We start from the raw sequence: 13,776 nt of genomic DNA, 5'->3' as shown, positions 1-13,776 counted from the left end.
GTCGTGTCGCACGGTCAGCCGGTCAGGCGCATGCCGCGGCCGGCCAGGGCCAGCTTCAGCAGCCGGACGGCCTTCGGGCCGACGCCGGGGAGCTGCCGCAGCGCCGCCTCGGCGGCGCCGTCCAGGTCGGCGAGACAGCGGTAGCCCGCCGCGTCGAGGGCGCGGCGGGCCGGGGGCGACAGGCCGAGCGGGAGATCCGAGTCGGGTGCGTCGCTGCTCATGCGGTCCTTCCTGGCGCGGCCGGTGCCGGAGCGGGCGGGGTCCGCTGGTTACTACCCGCTCCGGCCGCCGCCGTCACCCGCCGCTGAGGTCCCGCTCCACGGCGGCCAGCTCCTCCGGGGTGCCCTGCACGCGCGGGCCGGTGAACCAGTTGCGGGCCGACAGCAGCCACCAGCCGCCCGCGAAGCCGAGGACCACCAGCACGGCGATCGGCGCGTAGTTGAACGACGTCCAGGTGACCGGGTTCAGCGTCGGCAGCATGAAGAGCACCGTGATGATCGCGACCCAGATCACCGCCGCGATCCCGATCGGACGGCTCCACCGGCCGAGCTGCCAGGGGCCCGGCCGGAAGTCCGCGCCGAGCCGCAGCCGCAGGAACGTCGGGATGACGTAGGCGATGTAGAGCCCGATCACGGAGATCGAGGTGACCGCCTGGTAGGCGGTCAGGTTCCACAGGTACGGCAGCCCGAGCAGGAACGCGCCGGCCACCGCGAGCCAGACGCCGTTGGTGGGCGTCCTGGTGCGCGGGTTGATCCGGTGCCAGACCGCGGAGCCCGGCAGCGCTCCGTCCCGCGAGAAGGCGTAGATCATGCGGGAGTTGGCGGTCACCGAGCTCATCCCGCAGAAGAGCTGGGCGCCGATCGCCACGAGCAGCAGCAGCTTGCCGCCGGTGGCGCCGGCCGCGTCCAGGAAGATCTGCGCGGGCGGCACGCCGGTCGCGCTGCCGGTCTCGGCGGCGTAGTTCTGGATGGCGAAGGTGATGCCGATCAGCAGCACCCAGCCGGCGACCAGCGAGACCAGGATCGACATCACGATCCCGCGCGGACCCGAGCGGGCCGCGTCGCGGGTCTCCTCGGTCATGTGGGCGGAGGCGTCGTAGCCGGTGAAGGTGTACTGCGCCATCAGCAGGCCGATCGCGGCCACGTAGAGGGCGCTGCTCCAGCCGGTGTTGTTGACGAAGTGGGTGAAGACGAAGCTCGCGGACTGGTGGTGCTTCGGCGTGATCGCCAGCGCGCCGACGATCACCAGCACGCCCAGGATGTGCCACCAGACGCTGACGTTGCTGAGCAGCGCCACGATCTTGACGCCGAAGGTGTTCAGCGCGCCGTGGACCAGCAGCACCAGGCCGAAGATGATGATCGTGTGGCCGGGCGTGGCCTTGTACCAACCCTGGAGGTCCATCAGGGCGTTGATGAACTGCGCGGCGCCGAAGTCGATGCCGGCGGTCACCGCGACCTGGCCCAGGAAGTTGAACCAGCCGGTGAACCAGGACCATGCCGCGCCGTTGCGCGGCGACAGCTTGGCGGCCCAGTAGTAGAGACCGCCCGCGGTCGGGTAGCTGGAGCAGACCTCGGCCATGGCCAGGCCGACCAGGAGCGTCATCAGGCCGACGAAGGGCCAGCCCCAGACGATGACGACGGGCCCGCCGGTGTTCATGCCGGTCCCGTAGAGGGTGAGGCAGCCGGAGAGGATCGAGATGATGGTGAAGGAGACGGCGAAGTTGGAGAAGCCCGACATGCTGCGGGCCAGTTCCTGTGCGTAGCCGAGCTCGTGGAGGCGTTGCTCGTCCGTCTGGACGGCCTCGGGGGCGAGCGCGGATGACTCGGGGGACGACATGCGCACCTCTGGTCTCTGGGGTGCGGACCGCTCAATGGTATGAAGGCAGTCCATTGGCGCACCATTGAGCACCTGTTCGGGTGGCGGCGTCAAGGGGGTATGCGGTCCGGGACGAGTCAAAGCCCCCGACCACGATGGTCGGGGGCTTGATGACGGTCCGTCGGGGGCTCTCGCCGCGTTCAGAGGAAGCGCGGCGCCTCGGTGGGCATCGGGGGGACCGGCGGGGCCGGCGGCAGTTCCAGGGAGGCCAGGTCCATCGCGGCCAGGTCGACGGGCGGCAGGTCCAGCGGCGGCGGGACGGTCGCTGCGGCGCCCACGGCCGACAGGTCCTTGCTCAGCGGTACGTCCTTGCTCAGCGTCAGGTCCGCCGTGCTCTCGGTTCGGGTGTCCGCGTGGGGGAGCAGGGCGATGACCGCGTCACGCTGGTCGGTGGGGGCGTCCTCGTCCAGCGGGTCCGGCGTGGCCGGGACCTGGAGCCGGACCGGGGCGGCGTTGCCCAGGCGGGCGTAGCCGCGGCCGGGAGGGGTGTGGCTGGAGGGGGTGATGTCCAGCGGCGCGCCCAGTGCGTCCAGGGCCAGTTCGGGGCCCAGCGGCCCGAGCACCACCCTGGCCCGGCAGCCGTTGCGCAGGCTGGGCCGGATCCGCTCGAGCGCGTCGAGCCGGTCCACCACCACGACCGTCACATGGGCCGTCCGGCCGTGCCGCAGCGGGGTCTCCAGCAGTTCCTGCGGGTCGGGGCGACCCTCCGCGTGGGCGAGCTCGCTCAGCTCGGAGGGGTGGTCCAGCAGCAGCCAGAGCGGCCGGAGCGTGTCGGCGGGCGGCATGCCGCCGGTGCGCTTGGCGTGGTTGTGCGCGTCGAGCCGTCGCTGCGTCTCGGTCGCCGCCCACTCCAGCGCGGCCAGCGCGCCGTGCAGGCTGGTCTCCACCGTGTGCACGCCGGGACGGCCGACCAGGCAGGCGTGTTCGCCGGTGCCGGCGCCGTCGACGACGACGATGTCGCCGTGCTGCAGGGCCTGGAGGGCGAGCGAGCGCAGCAGTGTCGAGGTGCCGTAGCCGTGCGCGCCGAGGGCGAGCAGGTGCGGCTCGGCCGAGCGCGGGCCGGTGCGCCACAGCACCGGCGGCTGGTGCGCCTGGCCGCCTTCCTGACGGACCGGGATCATGCGGTTGGTGCTCGTGGTGTCGGTGAAGCCGAGCACCAGTTCGCCCGCGGCGGTGACGAAGGTCTGGGCGGCGATGTCGCCGGGCAGCGGGGGGAGTGCCGATACCTGGAGGCGGTTGACCTCCTCGTCCCAGGTGAAGCGGTACTCGCGGCTGCGGCCCACCTTGCCGTGGATCACCTGCTCGATCCGGGCCCGGGACTGGGGCTCGGTGTCGGTGAAGTAGGCCGGGTACCGCAGGTCCAGCGAGGTCAGCCGGCCCTCCTCGTCGAACTCCCAGCTGCTGAACGCGTCCTTGAAGTCGCCGCCGTGCGCGTAGAGCGGGGTCGGATCCGACTCGTGGACCAGGTAGGGCGTCAGCGCGGTGTAGATGGCGGCGAGTTTGAGGTTGCTGGTGTCCGGCGCGGGCGGGGGCGGCGCCACCCGGACCCGGCCCGCCCAGGCGGCGCTGCCCATGAGGGTGAGCAGGGCCAGCAGCGGGCCGTAGGGAAGCAGGGCGACGGCCGCGACGACCGCCACGACAAGGAAGAGCGCCGGGCCGCGCCGATCCTTGGGGGTGTTGGCCCACCAGTTCTTGGTCCATGCCGCGTGGGCCCGAAGGCCGCGGCCGATGGTGATCAGGGGGCCGAACATGTCGGCGGCGTGGTCGCCGGCGGTGCGGGCCAGATCGCGGCCGCGGGCGAGGTGCTCGGTGAAGGTCATCGGGTGCTCCGGGGCAGGTGCGGGCGCGTCAGAACTTGATGCCGCCGAGCAGGCTGGCCAGGCTGGCCCCGCCGGCCTTGATGCTCGGGGCGATCGCGGTGCCCGCGAGGTAGAAGCCGAAGAGGGCGCAGACCAGAGCGTGTGAAAGCTTGAGGCCGTCCTTGCGGAAGAACAGGAACACGATGATTCCCAGCAGGACGACTCCGGAGACGGAGAGGATCACGAGGGGCTCCTCGGAGTAGGGACAGCGGTCTGGGAGGCCTGGTGGGACAGGCGCTCGTCACACAACGTTCCACTATCGTGACAAAAAGTAATAAGTAATGGATAGCAGCAAATGGGTGGATTTGCCGCCTGCATTCCCCCTCGCAGGCGATCGTCACCCCTGGGGCCCACCATGGGGCGGCGGCGCGCTGGCGGTTCGCCCGGATGGCTGACGCCCGCACGGCCCCTGGCCCGTCCCCCGTAGCGGGTAAGGTGCGCGGGGGCGTCGGCGGATCGTCGACGAAGCGCCCGCCGCGCACCGACGGACCGGTCACAGGGGGAGACATGACGGACTGGCAGCTTGCTCAGGTGAACATCGCCCGGATGAAGGACGCGATCGACAGCCCGGTGATGGCCGGCTTCGTCGCGGGCCTCGACCCGGTCAACGCCGCCGCCGAGGCGGCGGACGGCTACGTCTGGCGGCTCCAGGGCCTGGGCGGCGACGCCACCTCGCTGCGCTTCATGGGCGATCCCTGGCTGATCGTCAACATGTCCGTGTGGCGGGACCACGCCTCGCTCTTCGACTACGTCTACGGCGAGATCCACCGCCCCTTCCTGAAGCGCCGGCGGGAGTGGTTCGACCGGATGCAGGAGGCGATGACCGCGCTGTGGTGGGTCCCTGCGGGCCACCGGCCGACGGTCGAGGAGGCCGAGCGGCGGCTGACCGCGCTCAGGACGGACGGACCGACCCCGTACGCTTTCACCTTCGGCGACCCTCTTCCGAGCCCGGAGGAGGCCGGCGCCGAAGAAGCAGGGAACGGCCTTGCCGTCGAGGCCGCGGAGAAGGTGGGCGCAGATGACTGACGAGTTCGACCCCGAGGTCGTGGAGCTGGCGGGCAAGGTCTTCGACCTGGCCCGATCGGGTGACGCGGCGGGGCTGGCGGCGTACCTCGACGCCGGGGTCCCGGCGGACCTGACCAACGAGAAGGGCGACACGCTGCTGATGCTGGCGGCGTACCACGCCCACGCGGAGGCGGTGCGCACCCTGCTGGAACGCGGCGCCGACGCCGACCGCGCCAACGACCGGGGTCAGACGCCGCTGGCGGGTGCGGTCTTCAAGGGCGCGGCGGACGTCGTCGCGGCCCTGCTGGCGGCCGGCGCGGACCCGGACGCGGGGGAGCCCTCGGCGCGGCAGGCCGCGCAGATGTTCGGCCGTACGGAGCTGCTCGAGACCTGAGCCGCTGCGCGGCGGCCGGGCCCCGGGCGGCCCCGCCGCCGCGCTGAGCTGCGGCTCGTTAGGATCGACGGGTGGAAATACGAGTCGTGGGGTACGGGCACCCCGATGCACAGCTGTTGATGGCCGAGGTCCAGCAGGAGTACGTCCTCCGCTACGGGGACCCCGACGAGACCGAACTCGACGCCGCCGATTTCGACCGGCCGAACGGCGTCTTCGCCGTCGCCTACGACCCCGAGGGGACGCCGCTGGGCACCGCCGCCTGGCGTGCCCAGGAGGGCGGCGAGATCGGCCTGGCCGACGGCGACGCCGAGATCAAGCGGATGTACACCCGTACCCAGGCGCGCGGCCGGGGCCTGGCCCGCCGGATGCTGCGCTTCCTGGAGGAGGACGCCCGCCGCGCCGGCCGGCGCCGGATGGTGCTGGAGACCGGCGACCAGCAGCCGGAGGCACTGGCGCTGTACGCCTCCGAGGGATACCTGCCGATCGTGAAGTTCGGCTTCTACCGCGAGTACGACTCGGCGATCTGCCTGGGCAAGGACCTGCACGACGCGGACGGCGCTGCGGACGCCGCTGTGGAGGTCCCCACCGGGGCCGCCGCCGCCCACCCGGCCTAACCGGAGCGGCAGGCGCGGGCCCGTCGGCCGAACACTGGACATGTCCGCTGTTCGGCTCCTCGGCTCCCGGCCCCAGGAAGGACCCCGCCATGGCCTGCCTCAACCGCAAGGACCTCGGACTGCTGGCGCTGCGCCTCGGCACCGGCGGCGTCCTCTTCGCGCACGGCGCCCAGAAGCTCTTCGGCTGGTTCGGCGGCGGCGGGATCGAGGGCACCGCGAAGGGCATGGAGGCCATGGGCTTCCATCCCGGCGGCCAGAGCGCCCTGGCGGCGGGCCTCGGCGAGGCGGGCGGCGGCCTGCTCCTCGCCCTGGGCGTCGCCACCCCCGCGGCCGGCGCGGCGGCGGCCGGAGCGATGGCGGGCGCGGTCGCGGTGCACCGCCCCGCGGGCTTCTTCAACACCGCGGGCGGCTACGAGTACCCCGCCTACCTCGGCTTCGTCGCCGCGGGCCTCGGCCTGGCCGGCCCCGGCCGGTACTCCTTCGACCACCTGACCCGCCACCGGCTGGACCGCCCGGCGATGGTCCTGCTCGCCTTCGCGGGCAGCGCCGCCGCCGCGGCGTCCGTCGTCAGCCGCCGCGAGGCCGCGATCGCGGCCAGGGCCGAGGCCGACGCCGACGAGCCGGAGGGCACGGCCGGTTCGGCGTGATCCGGCCTGATCTGGCCTGATCTGGCCTGATCCGGCGTGAGCGGGGCGTGGGCTCAGGTCCGCTCCGCGCGGGACCAGAGCGCTCGCAGCGATCCCGCCAGGCGCTCCGGTTCGATCCGGTGGGGCGGGTCGAAGTGGTGCCGTTCCTCGAAGACCTCCAGCCGGAAGTCCCCGAACACCCTCCCGAGCCGGGCCGCCACCTCGCCGTAGTCGTCGGGGTTGCTGAGGCCGCCGAGGGCGAGGTACACGGGCCGGTCGAAGGTGGCGAGACGGCCGCGGTCCAGGTCGTAGGTCTTGAACGTCCGGATGAAGGCCCCGATCCCGGCCGGGCGCTTGGCCATCCACGGCGGCGGTTCACCGGGCGGCGGCGGTGGCAGCACGACCCCGGGTCTGACGCCCAGCCGCATGAACTCCGCCATGAACTCCCGTGGCGGCAGCCCGTCCAGCTCGTCGTACTGCGCCCACAGGGCGGTGTGCTCCGGGCTCCAGTCCCAACGGCCGGCCCAGGCCGGCTCCAGCAGCGCCAGGCTCGCCAGCCGCCGCGGCCGCCGCTGCGCGCACGCGAGCGCGGCCGCTCCGCCGCCCGAGTACCCCACGAGGTGGAAGTTCTCCCAGCCTCGGGCGTCCGCCTCGCGCAGCACGCCCGCGACCTCCGTGTCCAGGCTGTAGTCCGCCGGCGGCTCGTCCGTCGCGTAGAGCTCCAGCTCCTTGGCGACCGCGTCGACGCCGGGCCCCAGGGCGGCGAGCAGCGCGCCGTAGGCGAGATCGGCCGGCAGGACGCTGCCGGGAAGCAGGACCACTCGGGTGCGCTCCATGAGTCCATGGTGTCACCGCGTGCCGTCCGGGGACGGAAATGCGCTTGCGGGGTGATCATGGAGGGTTCTAGCCTCGCCCGTCATGACGCCGACCCTCCGCACCGAACGCCTGCGCCTGGAGCCCTACCGGCCCACGGACGAGGATGACTTCGTCGCCCTCTTCCAGGACGTGCGGGTCGCCCGCTGGATGGGCGACGGCCTCGTGCAGTCCGAGGCCGAGGACCGGGCGCTGTTCGGCCGGATCTTCAGCAAGGTGTACGCGGGGCAGCTGTTCGACGTCTGGGCGGTCCGCGAGGAGGGCCGATTCGTCGGTCACGCCGAGCTCAAGCCCACGCCGGCCGTGGCGGGCGGCCAGGAGCTGGTCTACGCCCTCTCGCCGGACGTATGGGGGCGGGGTCTCGGCACCGAGCTGGCGAACGCCGTCGTCGACCACGGGTTCGCCGCGCTGGGACTGGCCGAGGTCTACGCGACGGTCGCCGCGCCGAACCGGGCCTCGCTGGCGCTGCTCGCCGGGATCGGCTTCGTGCACCTGCGCGACATCGAGGAGGAGGACGGCAGCACGACCCGGCTGCTGGCGCGCTCGCCCGCTCGCACCGGGGCATAGCTACTCGTGGGTAATATGACCCCCATGACCCACGCCATGCCCTCCATCGCAGAGCTTCTCCCGGCCACCGTTCCCATGGTCCGGACGCTCAACCTGACCTTCGACGAGTGCACCGCCACCCGCGCGGTGCTGCGCATGCCGGACCAGGCCGCGTTCCACAACCACGTCGGCGGCCCGCACGCGGGCGCGATGTTCACCCTCGCCGAGTCGGCGAGCGGTGCCATCGTCCTCGCGGCGTTCGGCGCCGAGCTCTCCCGCGCCGTGCCGCTGGCCGTCGACGCGAGCATCGCCTACAAGAAGCTGGCCATGGGCGAGCTCACCGCGACCGCCGAGCTGGGCCGCCCGGCGACCGAGGTCGTGGCCGAGCTCGACGCCGGGCAGCGCCCGGTCTTTCCGGTCCAGGTGACGATCCGTCGCGCGGACGGCGAGGTCACCGGCGAGATGACCATCCAGTGGACCCTCCGGCCGAACCGCCCGGCCGGCCAGGAGGGCTGACGGCTCACTCCTCCCCGGAGAACCGCTCCCAGGCCGACTGCCGGGTGATGCCCAGGGCCTCGCCGATCCTGATCCAGGTGACCCCGCGCCGCCGGAGCTCCTGCACCCAGGAGCGCAGGTCGGCCTCGGCCTGATCGATGTGCGAGGCGACGCGCGGAATGTGTCCCAGCATCTCCTCGTCCGACATCGCCCCCCACACCGGCCTGGCCGGTCCTGACGGCGTACCGAGCGCCTCGGCGACGATGGACCCGGCCAGGTCCACGCACTCGTTGCAGATGTAGACGCCGGGCCCCGCGACCATCTTGGCGATCTCCGAGGCGGGCTTCCCGCAGAACGAGCAGTGCGCGAGATCGGCCAGGTCGGGTTCGAGTGAGGTCACGGCGCGCTCCCATGGGTGGGGTGGTTGGCTGTCAGGGTTTCCCTGACGGCCATCCGTACCCTAGGTCGTCAGGGAAACCCTGACAAGGCCTCGAATTCGGGGGACGCTTCTCGGAGTTCTCGGTACGGTCTCGCGTGTGGAGTCCTCGAACGCCGTATGCCCTGCTCACGGACCCGGCCTCGACCCGGCGTCGCTGATCGGCCGTCGGATGGTCCGCCTCGCCGCGTCCTGGCACGTGTACGAGGGACGCCGGGACGACACGCCGGTGGACCTCTGGCTGATCGACGACCTCGGCGTCCACGTCCACGTCAGGACAGGCGCCGACTGGTGCCTGGTGGTCGACCACTCGGTGCCCTACGAGAGCTACGACATGGCCGCGTGGGGACGCATCGACGTACAGACGGACTCCGACGAAACCGCCTTCGCCCGTCATCGGGGGGACACCGTGCTGGCGGTCAGGGAACAGGGAGATCCGGTGACCGGACGCATGGCCCTTGAGTTGGACTTCGCCTCCGGAGGCGTTCGCTGTGAGAGCTGGGGCGGCGATCTCCGCGTCACGGTCGTGGACAGGCCCGAGCGCCCCGACGGCAGCGCCCCCACGGGCAGGGGCTGATCGAGGCCTACCGGCAGGTGGTGCTCAGCCGCCGCCCTTTCCTGCGCTCCAGGCCACGACGTCCAGGAGCCTGAGCGGCGCCACGTCGGCCGGCGCCGCAGCGGCGAGGACGCTCCAGGCTTCCGGCTGGTTCGCGAGGTCCCGGATCATGCTCTCGGCCAGACGGGTGAAGAAGCAGGCCCAGGTTCGCTTGTCGTCCCTGGCCATCGGGTAGCCCGCCTGGGCAGGGCCGACGTAGCAGGCGTAGACCTTCGAGTCGTACAGCGGGACGAACAGCGGGCGCTTTCGGTGGAGCGTCTTCATCAGGATGGTGCCCTTGACGTCCGCCCACTCCTCGTCGGGGTCGGGTCGGTCCAGGACCTCCGCCAGACCGGCGAGGCGCGCGGCGTGGGAGCCGTTCGTGACGGCGGCCTCGAGGGTCAGGTCCGGCGGGATGGCGGCCAGGCCCGCCTCCAGGATCGGGCGCATGCTCTGGAGGGTTCGAAAGCCCCGGATCGTGGGCGCGGCGTTCAGGAGGGCGGAGGCGAGCAGGTCGCCGTCGCCCAGGGTGTCAGGGCCGGTGCCCGTGACCATGTGGTCGTAGAACGGGTAGCCCCAGGGCTTCTTCGCGGTGCGGTTCGCGTCCGCGTCGAAATAGCTGCTCACCCAGGATGTGGCGTGTGCCAGCGGAATGACGCGGCCGCCCACTCGGACCGATTCGGCGCTCATCGTCCCCCTCGTCGCTCGTCGGACACCGAGGCTACTGCGGGGCGGGTGGGTGCGATGGCGAACCCTGGGATGTGAGGTGTGATCGGGGCGGGACGGGGGCACATCCGGGGGGAGGGGGCTTCGGACAGCGAGGAGCTTCTGATGATCGAGACCAACATCGCGCGCGATCGCGCCGAGGGTGACCTGCTGGACGTGCTGGCAGCCGACCATGAGGACGTCACCCGACACTTCAGCGCCTTCCTGGGGACGCCGATCGGCGACCCCGAGCGCAAGGAGCTGATGGACACCATCTCCGCCCTGCTCGTCTCGCACGCCGCCATCGAGGAGGCCCTTCTCTACCCGCACATCAGGGAACGCGCCGAGGACGGCGCCCACTCCGCCGTCGAGGGGCTGGACGTGCACGCGCACGCGGAGGTCCTGCTGCGGCAGATCGCTCCGCTGGACGCCCACGCGCCCGGGTTCGACCGGCTCGTCGCCGTGCTGGACGAGCACGTGTCCGGCCACATGCACTGGGAGGAGGCGCGACTCTTCCCGATGATGCGCGCGGCGTTGAGCCAGGGGGAGCTGGACCGGCTCGGTGACGAGGCGCGGGCCATGCGCTCCGGTGCGCCCACCGCGCCGCAGGCGCACCCGGGCATGGAGGGGCTGTGGACGGACGACTACCGGCCTCCGGGGGTCAGCGCGGCGGACCGGCTGCGCCGTGGGCTCACCCCGGCCGGCGGCTGGGACCGGATGAAGCCGCACTGATCGGCGCCGGAGGCGCCGAGGCCGTCACGCCGCCGCGGCGCGGTGGCTCTCGACCAAGGCGTAGTAGCTGCTCACACTCCGGCGGTAGGCGTCGAAGGAGCCATGCGCGGACGCGTCGTAGACGGGCGTGGCGCGGACGACGGCCCGAGGCTGGCCGAGGAAGACGACCTGGTGGGTGCGGTCGATGGCCCTGACCGCGCCCGCCGGCACCGTCACGTGCCGGCCGAAGATCCACGGGCCGGTCTTCACGTCGAGGCGCGCGGACCCTTCGGTCTCGTCGCTGGCGGTGACCTGCCCGACCCGTCCGTCGGTGGCGTCCACCCGGTAGCCGACCAGGTCGGCGTCCGCATGGTGCCAGGCGTCGGGCCGGTAGGACCACAGCTCGTCGGTGTCCTCACCCGAGGCCGCGGCGCGGGGACCGGCGGTCGTCGGCGCGTCCGGTTCGCCCTCGGCCCGCGGGTGGTCCTGGGCGTGCAGGTTCTGCTGTGAGGTGCTGTCCTGCTCGGCGTCGGGTTCCTCACCCGGGGCCGACGGCATGGGCCTGGACGTGTCGGACATCAGGAGCCTCCTCGTGATCGCCCCCTCCCGTTCGCCTGCCCTGCCGTCCGAGCGACAAACCACGCGTCCCTCCCGACGCGTTTGGGCCGCAGCGCCTCCGGTTAGGCGAGGGCGGAACAGGCGCTCAGGCGCAGTGGTACCGCGGGGAGGTCAGGTGAACCCAGTACTCGGATCGGTGGCCACGCCGGTGGCCGCGGTCGCGGCGGCCGTCGTGGCCGCCTGGCTGTCGGTCGGCGCGGTCGAACGGCTCGCCCGGCGGGTGATCCGTGCCCGCCCCCACGGACACGGTCCAGGGGCGTTGCTGGGACGGTGCCGCCGCCCGCTGCTGGCCGTGCTGGCGCCGGTCGCCCTGCTGCTCGCCGGGCGCTGGTTCCGGTGGGCGGGCGACGCGGACGGCGTGGTGCGCCACACCCTGGTCGTGCTGCTCATCGCCGCGACGGCCTGGCTCGTCTACCGGATCGCCAGCCTCGGGTTCGACCTCGGCCTCGCCCGCTACACGGTCCAGCCGAGGGACGCCGCGCGGGTGCGCCGGGTGCGCACGCAGGCTGACCTGATGCGCCGGATCACCGGGGCGCTGTGCGCGGTCCTGGCGATCGCGGCGATCCTGATGATCTTCCGCACCGTGCGCGCGGTCGGGACCAGCGTCTTCGCCTCCGCCGGCCTGATCGGTCTGATCGCCGGCATCGCGGCCCAGAGCACCCTGGCGAACCTCTTCGCCGGGATGCAACTCGCCTTCGGCGACATGATGCGCATCGGCGACGAGGTCGTGGTGGCGGGCGAGTGGGGCACCGTGGAGGAGATCACGCTCACCTACGTCGTGGTCGCCACCTGGGACCAGCGCCGCATCGTCATGCCCGCCTCCGCGTTCGCGGGCAAGCCGTTCGAGAACTGGTCCCGCCGCGATCCCGCCATCACCGGGACCGCGCTGCTGCATGTCGACTACCGCGCGGAGATCACGGACCTGCGCCGTCGCCTCGGCGAGGTGCTGGGCTCGACCGACCTGTGGAACGGCAAGGGTCAGGCCCTCCAGGTGGTGGACTCGACGCCCACCACGCTGGTGGTGCGCGCCCTGATGACCGCGGACAACGCCGCCGACGCGTTCGACCTGCGCTGTCTGGTCCGGGAGGAGCTCGCGGCCCATCTGCGCGACGAGCAGCCCACGGCGCTGCCCCGCGTCCCGGTCGGAGCGGCGGAGCCGTCCGTGGGCACGCAGGCGGAGCCGTCCGTGGGCGCGCAGGCGGAGCCGTCCTTGGAGTCCTCCCTGCGGGGCGGTTGAGGCCGTCGTGGAGGCGGCCGCCGCCCGGCCGCCTCAGCCGGTGTCCGGCCGGGGCGCGGGACCGGTGCTCTCGCGCACGATCAGTTCGGGGCGCAGCAACTGCAGCGCGTTGGCCGGGCTGCGTGCGTCGGCGAGGGCGTGCAGCAGCAGCTCGATCGCCTGCTTCGCCATCTCCCGCTTGGGGATCGCCACGGTGGTGAGCGCCGGGTGGGTCACCCTGATCTCCGGGTTGTCGTCGTGGCCGACGACCGAGAGCTGCGCGGGGACCGCGCGGCCGAGCACGCGCGCCGCCTCCAGCGCGCCGAGGGCGAGCACGTCGTGGGTGGCGAAGAGGGCGGTGGGGGCGGGCCGGGAGGAGAGCGCGGCGCTCGCGGCGGCGAAGCCGCCGGCCGGGGTCGGCTCAGGGGCGAGGTGCACCGCGCTGTCGGGCACGGCCAGCCCGTCGGCGGCGAAGGCGCGCCGCAGTCCCTCGATCCGCACGGTGTGGGCCGGGCTGGCCAGTACCGCGACCCGTTCGTGCCCGAGCGAGCGCAGGTGGCGGCCGGCCAGGTAGCCGGCGCGTTCGTAGTCGATGGTGACGACGGGGAAGCGGTCGGGCGCCTCGGTCTCCCAGGCGCACAGGACCACGGGGAAGCGCGCGTCGGCGAGCAGCGGCAGATGGTCGATCAGATCCCGGTCCCCGGCGATCAGCAGGGCGTCCACGTTGCGGCTGGAGAGCCCGGCCAGCTGGCGGCGGGCGCGTTCCCCGTCCAGGCGGGTGGTGCAGAGCAGCAGGTGGTAGCCGTTGCGCTCGAGGACGTCCTCGACCTCTTCGACGACCTCCGAGTAGAAGGAGCTCGCCACCGTGGGCACGAACAGGCCGACGGTCTTGGTGGTGCCGGTGGCCAGCGAGCGGGCGACCAGGTTCGGCGTGTAGCCGAGTTCGTCGATCGCCGCACGCACCCGGGCGGCGGTGTCCGGCCTGACCCTGACCCGGCCGCTGATCACGTTGGAGACGGTCTGCTTGGTGACCCCGGCCCGCTCGGCCACGTCCTGCATCGTCGCCATGCCGCCCCAGGGGTTCGCGGTTTTACCGATCAAGTGAAGGTCTCTGAAACGTAGGGTCGGCAGTCGGCCGCTGTCAAGAAGTGGCCTGCAAAGTACGGGATTCTTGGTCGGCACTCTTGTTTTACCGGTCCAATTGGTCC

At 72.6% G+C, this 13,776-nt stretch carries 18 protein-coding genes; 9 read left to right on the top strand and 9 right to left on the bottom strand.

Annotated elements, in window-relative coordinates; genetic code table 11:
- Nucleotides 1-14: 14 nt before the first annotated feature.
- From BS83_RS27335 to BS83_RS27320, 4 genes are all read right to left on the bottom strand, one after another.
- On the bottom strand, nt 15-221 hold the full coding sequence (locus BS83_RS27335) for a helix-hairpin-helix domain-containing protein (protein ID WP_037606140.1): 207 nt from the start codon (nt 219-221) through the stop codon (nt 15-17).
- A 73-nt stretch (nt 222-294) separates the two neighbouring features.
- On the bottom strand, nt 295-1,836 hold the full coding sequence (locus tag BS83_RS27330; protein WP_051944079.1) for an amino acid permease: 1,542 nt from the start codon (nt 1,834-1,836) through the stop codon (nt 295-297).
- Nucleotides 1,837-2,015: 179 nt separating this feature from the next.
- Complete coding sequence (locus tag BS83_RS27325) at nt 2,016-3,695, bottom strand: hypothetical protein (RefSeq protein WP_063774240.1); 1,680 nt, start codon at nt 3,693-3,695, stop codon at nt 2,016-2,018.
- Nucleotides 3,696-3,723: 28 nt separating this feature from the next.
- Nucleotides 3,724-3,918, bottom strand: a complete 195-nt coding sequence (locus tag BS83_RS27320; RefSeq protein WP_037606139.1) for a hypothetical protein — start codon at nt 3,916-3,918, stop codon at nt 3,724-3,726.
- A 323-nt stretch (nt 3,919-4,241) separates the two neighbouring features.
- On the opposite strand from BS83_RS27320, the gene BS83_RS27315 reads away from it, so the two are divergent.
- The 4 genes from BS83_RS27315 (at nt 4,242) to BS83_RS27300 (ending at nt 6,394) form a co-directional block, all read left to right on the top strand.
- Nucleotides 4,242-4,760, top strand: a complete 519-nt coding sequence (locus tag BS83_RS27315) for a DUF3291 domain-containing protein (RefSeq protein WP_037606138.1) — start codon at nt 4,242-4,244, stop codon at nt 4,758-4,760.
- Nucleotides 4,753-5,133, top strand: a complete 381-nt coding sequence (locus BS83_RS27310; protein ID WP_037606137.1) for an ankyrin repeat domain-containing protein — start codon at nt 4,753-4,755, stop codon at nt 5,131-5,133. Before BS83_RS27315 ends, BS83_RS27310 begins: the two co-directional genes overlap by 8 nt.
- 71 nt (nt 5,134-5,204) lie before the next feature.
- Entirely contained in the window at nt 5,205-5,747 is a 543-nt protein-coding gene (locus BS83_RS27305; RefSeq protein ID WP_051944076.1) for a GNAT family N-acetyltransferase, read from the top strand.
- An 89-nt stretch (nt 5,748-5,836) separates the two neighbouring features.
- Nucleotides 5,837-6,394 (top strand): DoxX family protein, encoded by a 558-nt coding sequence (locus BS83_RS27300; RefSeq protein ID WP_037606136.1) that lies wholly within the window; start codon nt 5,837-5,839, stop codon nt 6,392-6,394.
- Nucleotides 6,395-6,447: 53 nt separating this feature from the next.
- Here BS83_RS27300 and BS83_RS27295 read toward each other — a convergent pair whose 3' ends face one another.
- Nucleotides 6,448-7,209, bottom strand: a complete 762-nt coding sequence (locus BS83_RS27295; RefSeq protein WP_037606135.1) for an alpha/beta fold hydrolase — start codon at nt 7,207-7,209, stop codon at nt 6,448-6,450.
- Between the two features lie 82 nt (nt 7,210-7,291).
- Between BS83_RS27295 and BS83_RS27290 the strand changes: the two genes are divergently transcribed.
- Nucleotides 7,292-7,813, top strand: a complete 522-nt coding sequence (locus tag BS83_RS27290) for a GNAT family N-acetyltransferase (protein WP_037606134.1) — start codon at nt 7,292-7,294, stop codon at nt 7,811-7,813.
- 15 nt (nt 7,814-7,828) lie between these two features.
- Nucleotides 7,829-8,308, top strand: coding sequence for a DUF4442 domain-containing protein (locus BS83_RS27285; RefSeq protein ID WP_084714155.1), 480 nt, complete (start codon nt 7,829-7,831; stop codon nt 8,306-8,308).
- 4 nt (nt 8,309-8,312) lie between these two features.
- Here BS83_RS27285 and BS83_RS48390 read toward each other — a convergent pair whose 3' ends face one another.
- Nucleotides 8,313-8,687 carry a ClpX C4-type zinc finger protein gene (locus tag BS83_RS48390; protein ID WP_051944075.1) on the bottom strand — a complete coding sequence of 125 codons (375 nt, stop codon included), beginning with the start codon at nt 8,685-8,687 and terminating at the stop codon, nt 8,313-8,315.
- A 136-nt stretch (nt 8,688-8,823) separates the two neighbouring features.
- Between BS83_RS48390 and BS83_RS27275 the strand changes: the two genes are divergently transcribed.
- Nucleotides 8,824-9,300 (top strand): hypothetical protein, encoded by a 477-nt coding sequence (locus BS83_RS27275; RefSeq protein ID WP_063774239.1) that lies wholly within the window; start codon nt 8,824-8,826, stop codon nt 9,298-9,300.
- A gap of 24 nt (nt 9,301-9,324) precedes the next feature.
- On the opposite strand, the gene BS83_RS27270 is transcribed toward BS83_RS27275, so the two are convergent.
- On the bottom strand, nt 9,325-10,008 hold the full coding sequence (locus BS83_RS27270) for a DUF6308 family protein (RefSeq protein WP_037606133.1): 684 nt from the start codon (nt 10,006-10,008) through the stop codon (nt 9,325-9,327).
- Between the two features lie 141 nt (nt 10,009-10,149).
- Here BS83_RS27270 and BS83_RS27265 point away from each other — a divergent pair, with 141 nt between their 5' ends.
- The gene (locus BS83_RS27265; protein WP_051944071.1) at nt 10,150-10,755 is read left to right on the top strand and encodes a hemerythrin domain-containing protein; all 606 of its coding nucleotides are present in this window, start codon (nt 10,150-10,152) and stop codon (nt 10,753-10,755) included.
- A gap of 24 nt (nt 10,756-10,779) precedes the next feature.
- On the opposite strand, the gene BS83_RS27260 is transcribed toward BS83_RS27265, so the two are convergent.
- On the bottom strand, nt 10,780-11,313 hold the full coding sequence (locus BS83_RS27260; RefSeq protein ID WP_051944069.1) for a hypothetical protein: 534 nt from the start codon (nt 11,311-11,313) through the stop codon (nt 10,780-10,782).
- A 154-nt stretch (nt 11,314-11,467) separates the two neighbouring features.
- Here BS83_RS27260 and BS83_RS27255 point away from each other — a divergent pair, with 154 nt between their 5' ends.
- On the top strand, nt 11,468-12,589 hold the full coding sequence (locus BS83_RS27255; RefSeq protein ID WP_232248501.1) for a mechanosensitive ion channel family protein: 1,122 nt from the start codon (nt 11,468-11,470) through the stop codon (nt 12,587-12,589).
- A gap of 33 nt (nt 12,590-12,622) precedes the next feature.
- On the opposite strand, the gene BS83_RS27250 is transcribed toward BS83_RS27255, so the two are convergent.
- Nucleotides 12,623-13,669 (bottom strand): LacI family DNA-binding transcriptional regulator, encoded by a 1,047-nt coding sequence (locus tag BS83_RS27250; protein WP_332262349.1) that lies wholly within the window; start codon nt 13,667-13,669, stop codon nt 12,623-12,625.
- Nucleotides 13,670-13,776: the final 107 nt, after the last annotated feature.

The organism is Streptacidiphilus rugosus AM-16, assembly GCF_000744655.1.
Taxonomy (GTDB): domain Bacteria; phylum Actinomycetota; class Actinomycetes; order Streptomycetales; family Streptomycetaceae; genus Streptacidiphilus; species Streptacidiphilus rugosus.
The sequence above is the reverse complement of the archived record's forward strand: the minus strand, read 5'-3'. Positions and strand labels throughout refer to the sequence as shown.

Coding starts and splice junctions, on each gene's coding strand:
- BS83_RS27335 (WP_037606140.1), bottom strand. CDS start 221: ATGAGCAGCGACGCACCCGACTCGGATCTCCCGCTCGGCCTGTCGCCC.
- BS83_RS27330 (WP_051944079.1), bottom strand. CDS start 1,836: ATGTCGTCCCCCGAGTCATCCGCGCTCGCCCCCGAGGCCGTCCAGACG.
- BS83_RS27325 (WP_063774240.1), bottom strand. CDS start 3,695: ATGACCTTCACCGAGCACCTCGCCCGCGGCCGCGATCTGGCCCGCACC.
- BS83_RS27315 (WP_037606138.1), top strand. CDS start 4,242: ATGACGGACTGGCAGCTTGCTCAGGTGAACATCGCCCGGATGAAGGAC.
- BS83_RS27310 (WP_037606137.1), top strand. CDS start 4,753: ATGACTGACGAGTTCGACCCCGAGGTCGTGGAGCTGGCGGGCAAGGTC.
- BS83_RS27300 (WP_037606136.1), top strand. CDS start 5,837: ATGGCCTGCCTCAACCGCAAGGACCTCGGACTGCTGGCGCTGCGCCTC.
- BS83_RS27295 (WP_037606135.1), bottom strand. CDS start 7,209: ATGGAGCGCACCCGAGTGGTCCTGCTTCCCGGCAGCGTCCTGCCGGCC.
- BS83_RS27290 (WP_037606134.1), top strand. CDS start 7,292: ATGACGCCGACCCTCCGCACCGAACGCCTGCGCCTGGAGCCCTACCGG.
- BS83_RS27285 (WP_084714155.1), top strand. CDS start 7,829: ATGACCCCCATGACCCACGCCATGCCCTCCATCGCAGAGCTTCTCCCG.
- BS83_RS27270 (WP_037606133.1), bottom strand. CDS start 10,008: ATGAGCGCCGAATCGGTCCGAGTGGGCGGCCGCGTCATTCCGCTGGCA.
- BS83_RS27265 (WP_051944071.1), top strand. CDS start 10,150: ATGATCGAGACCAACATCGCGCGCGATCGCGCCGAGGGTGACCTGCTG.
- BS83_RS27260 (WP_051944069.1), bottom strand. CDS start 11,313: ATGTCCGACACGTCCAGGCCCATGCCGTCGGCCCCGGGTGAGGAACCC.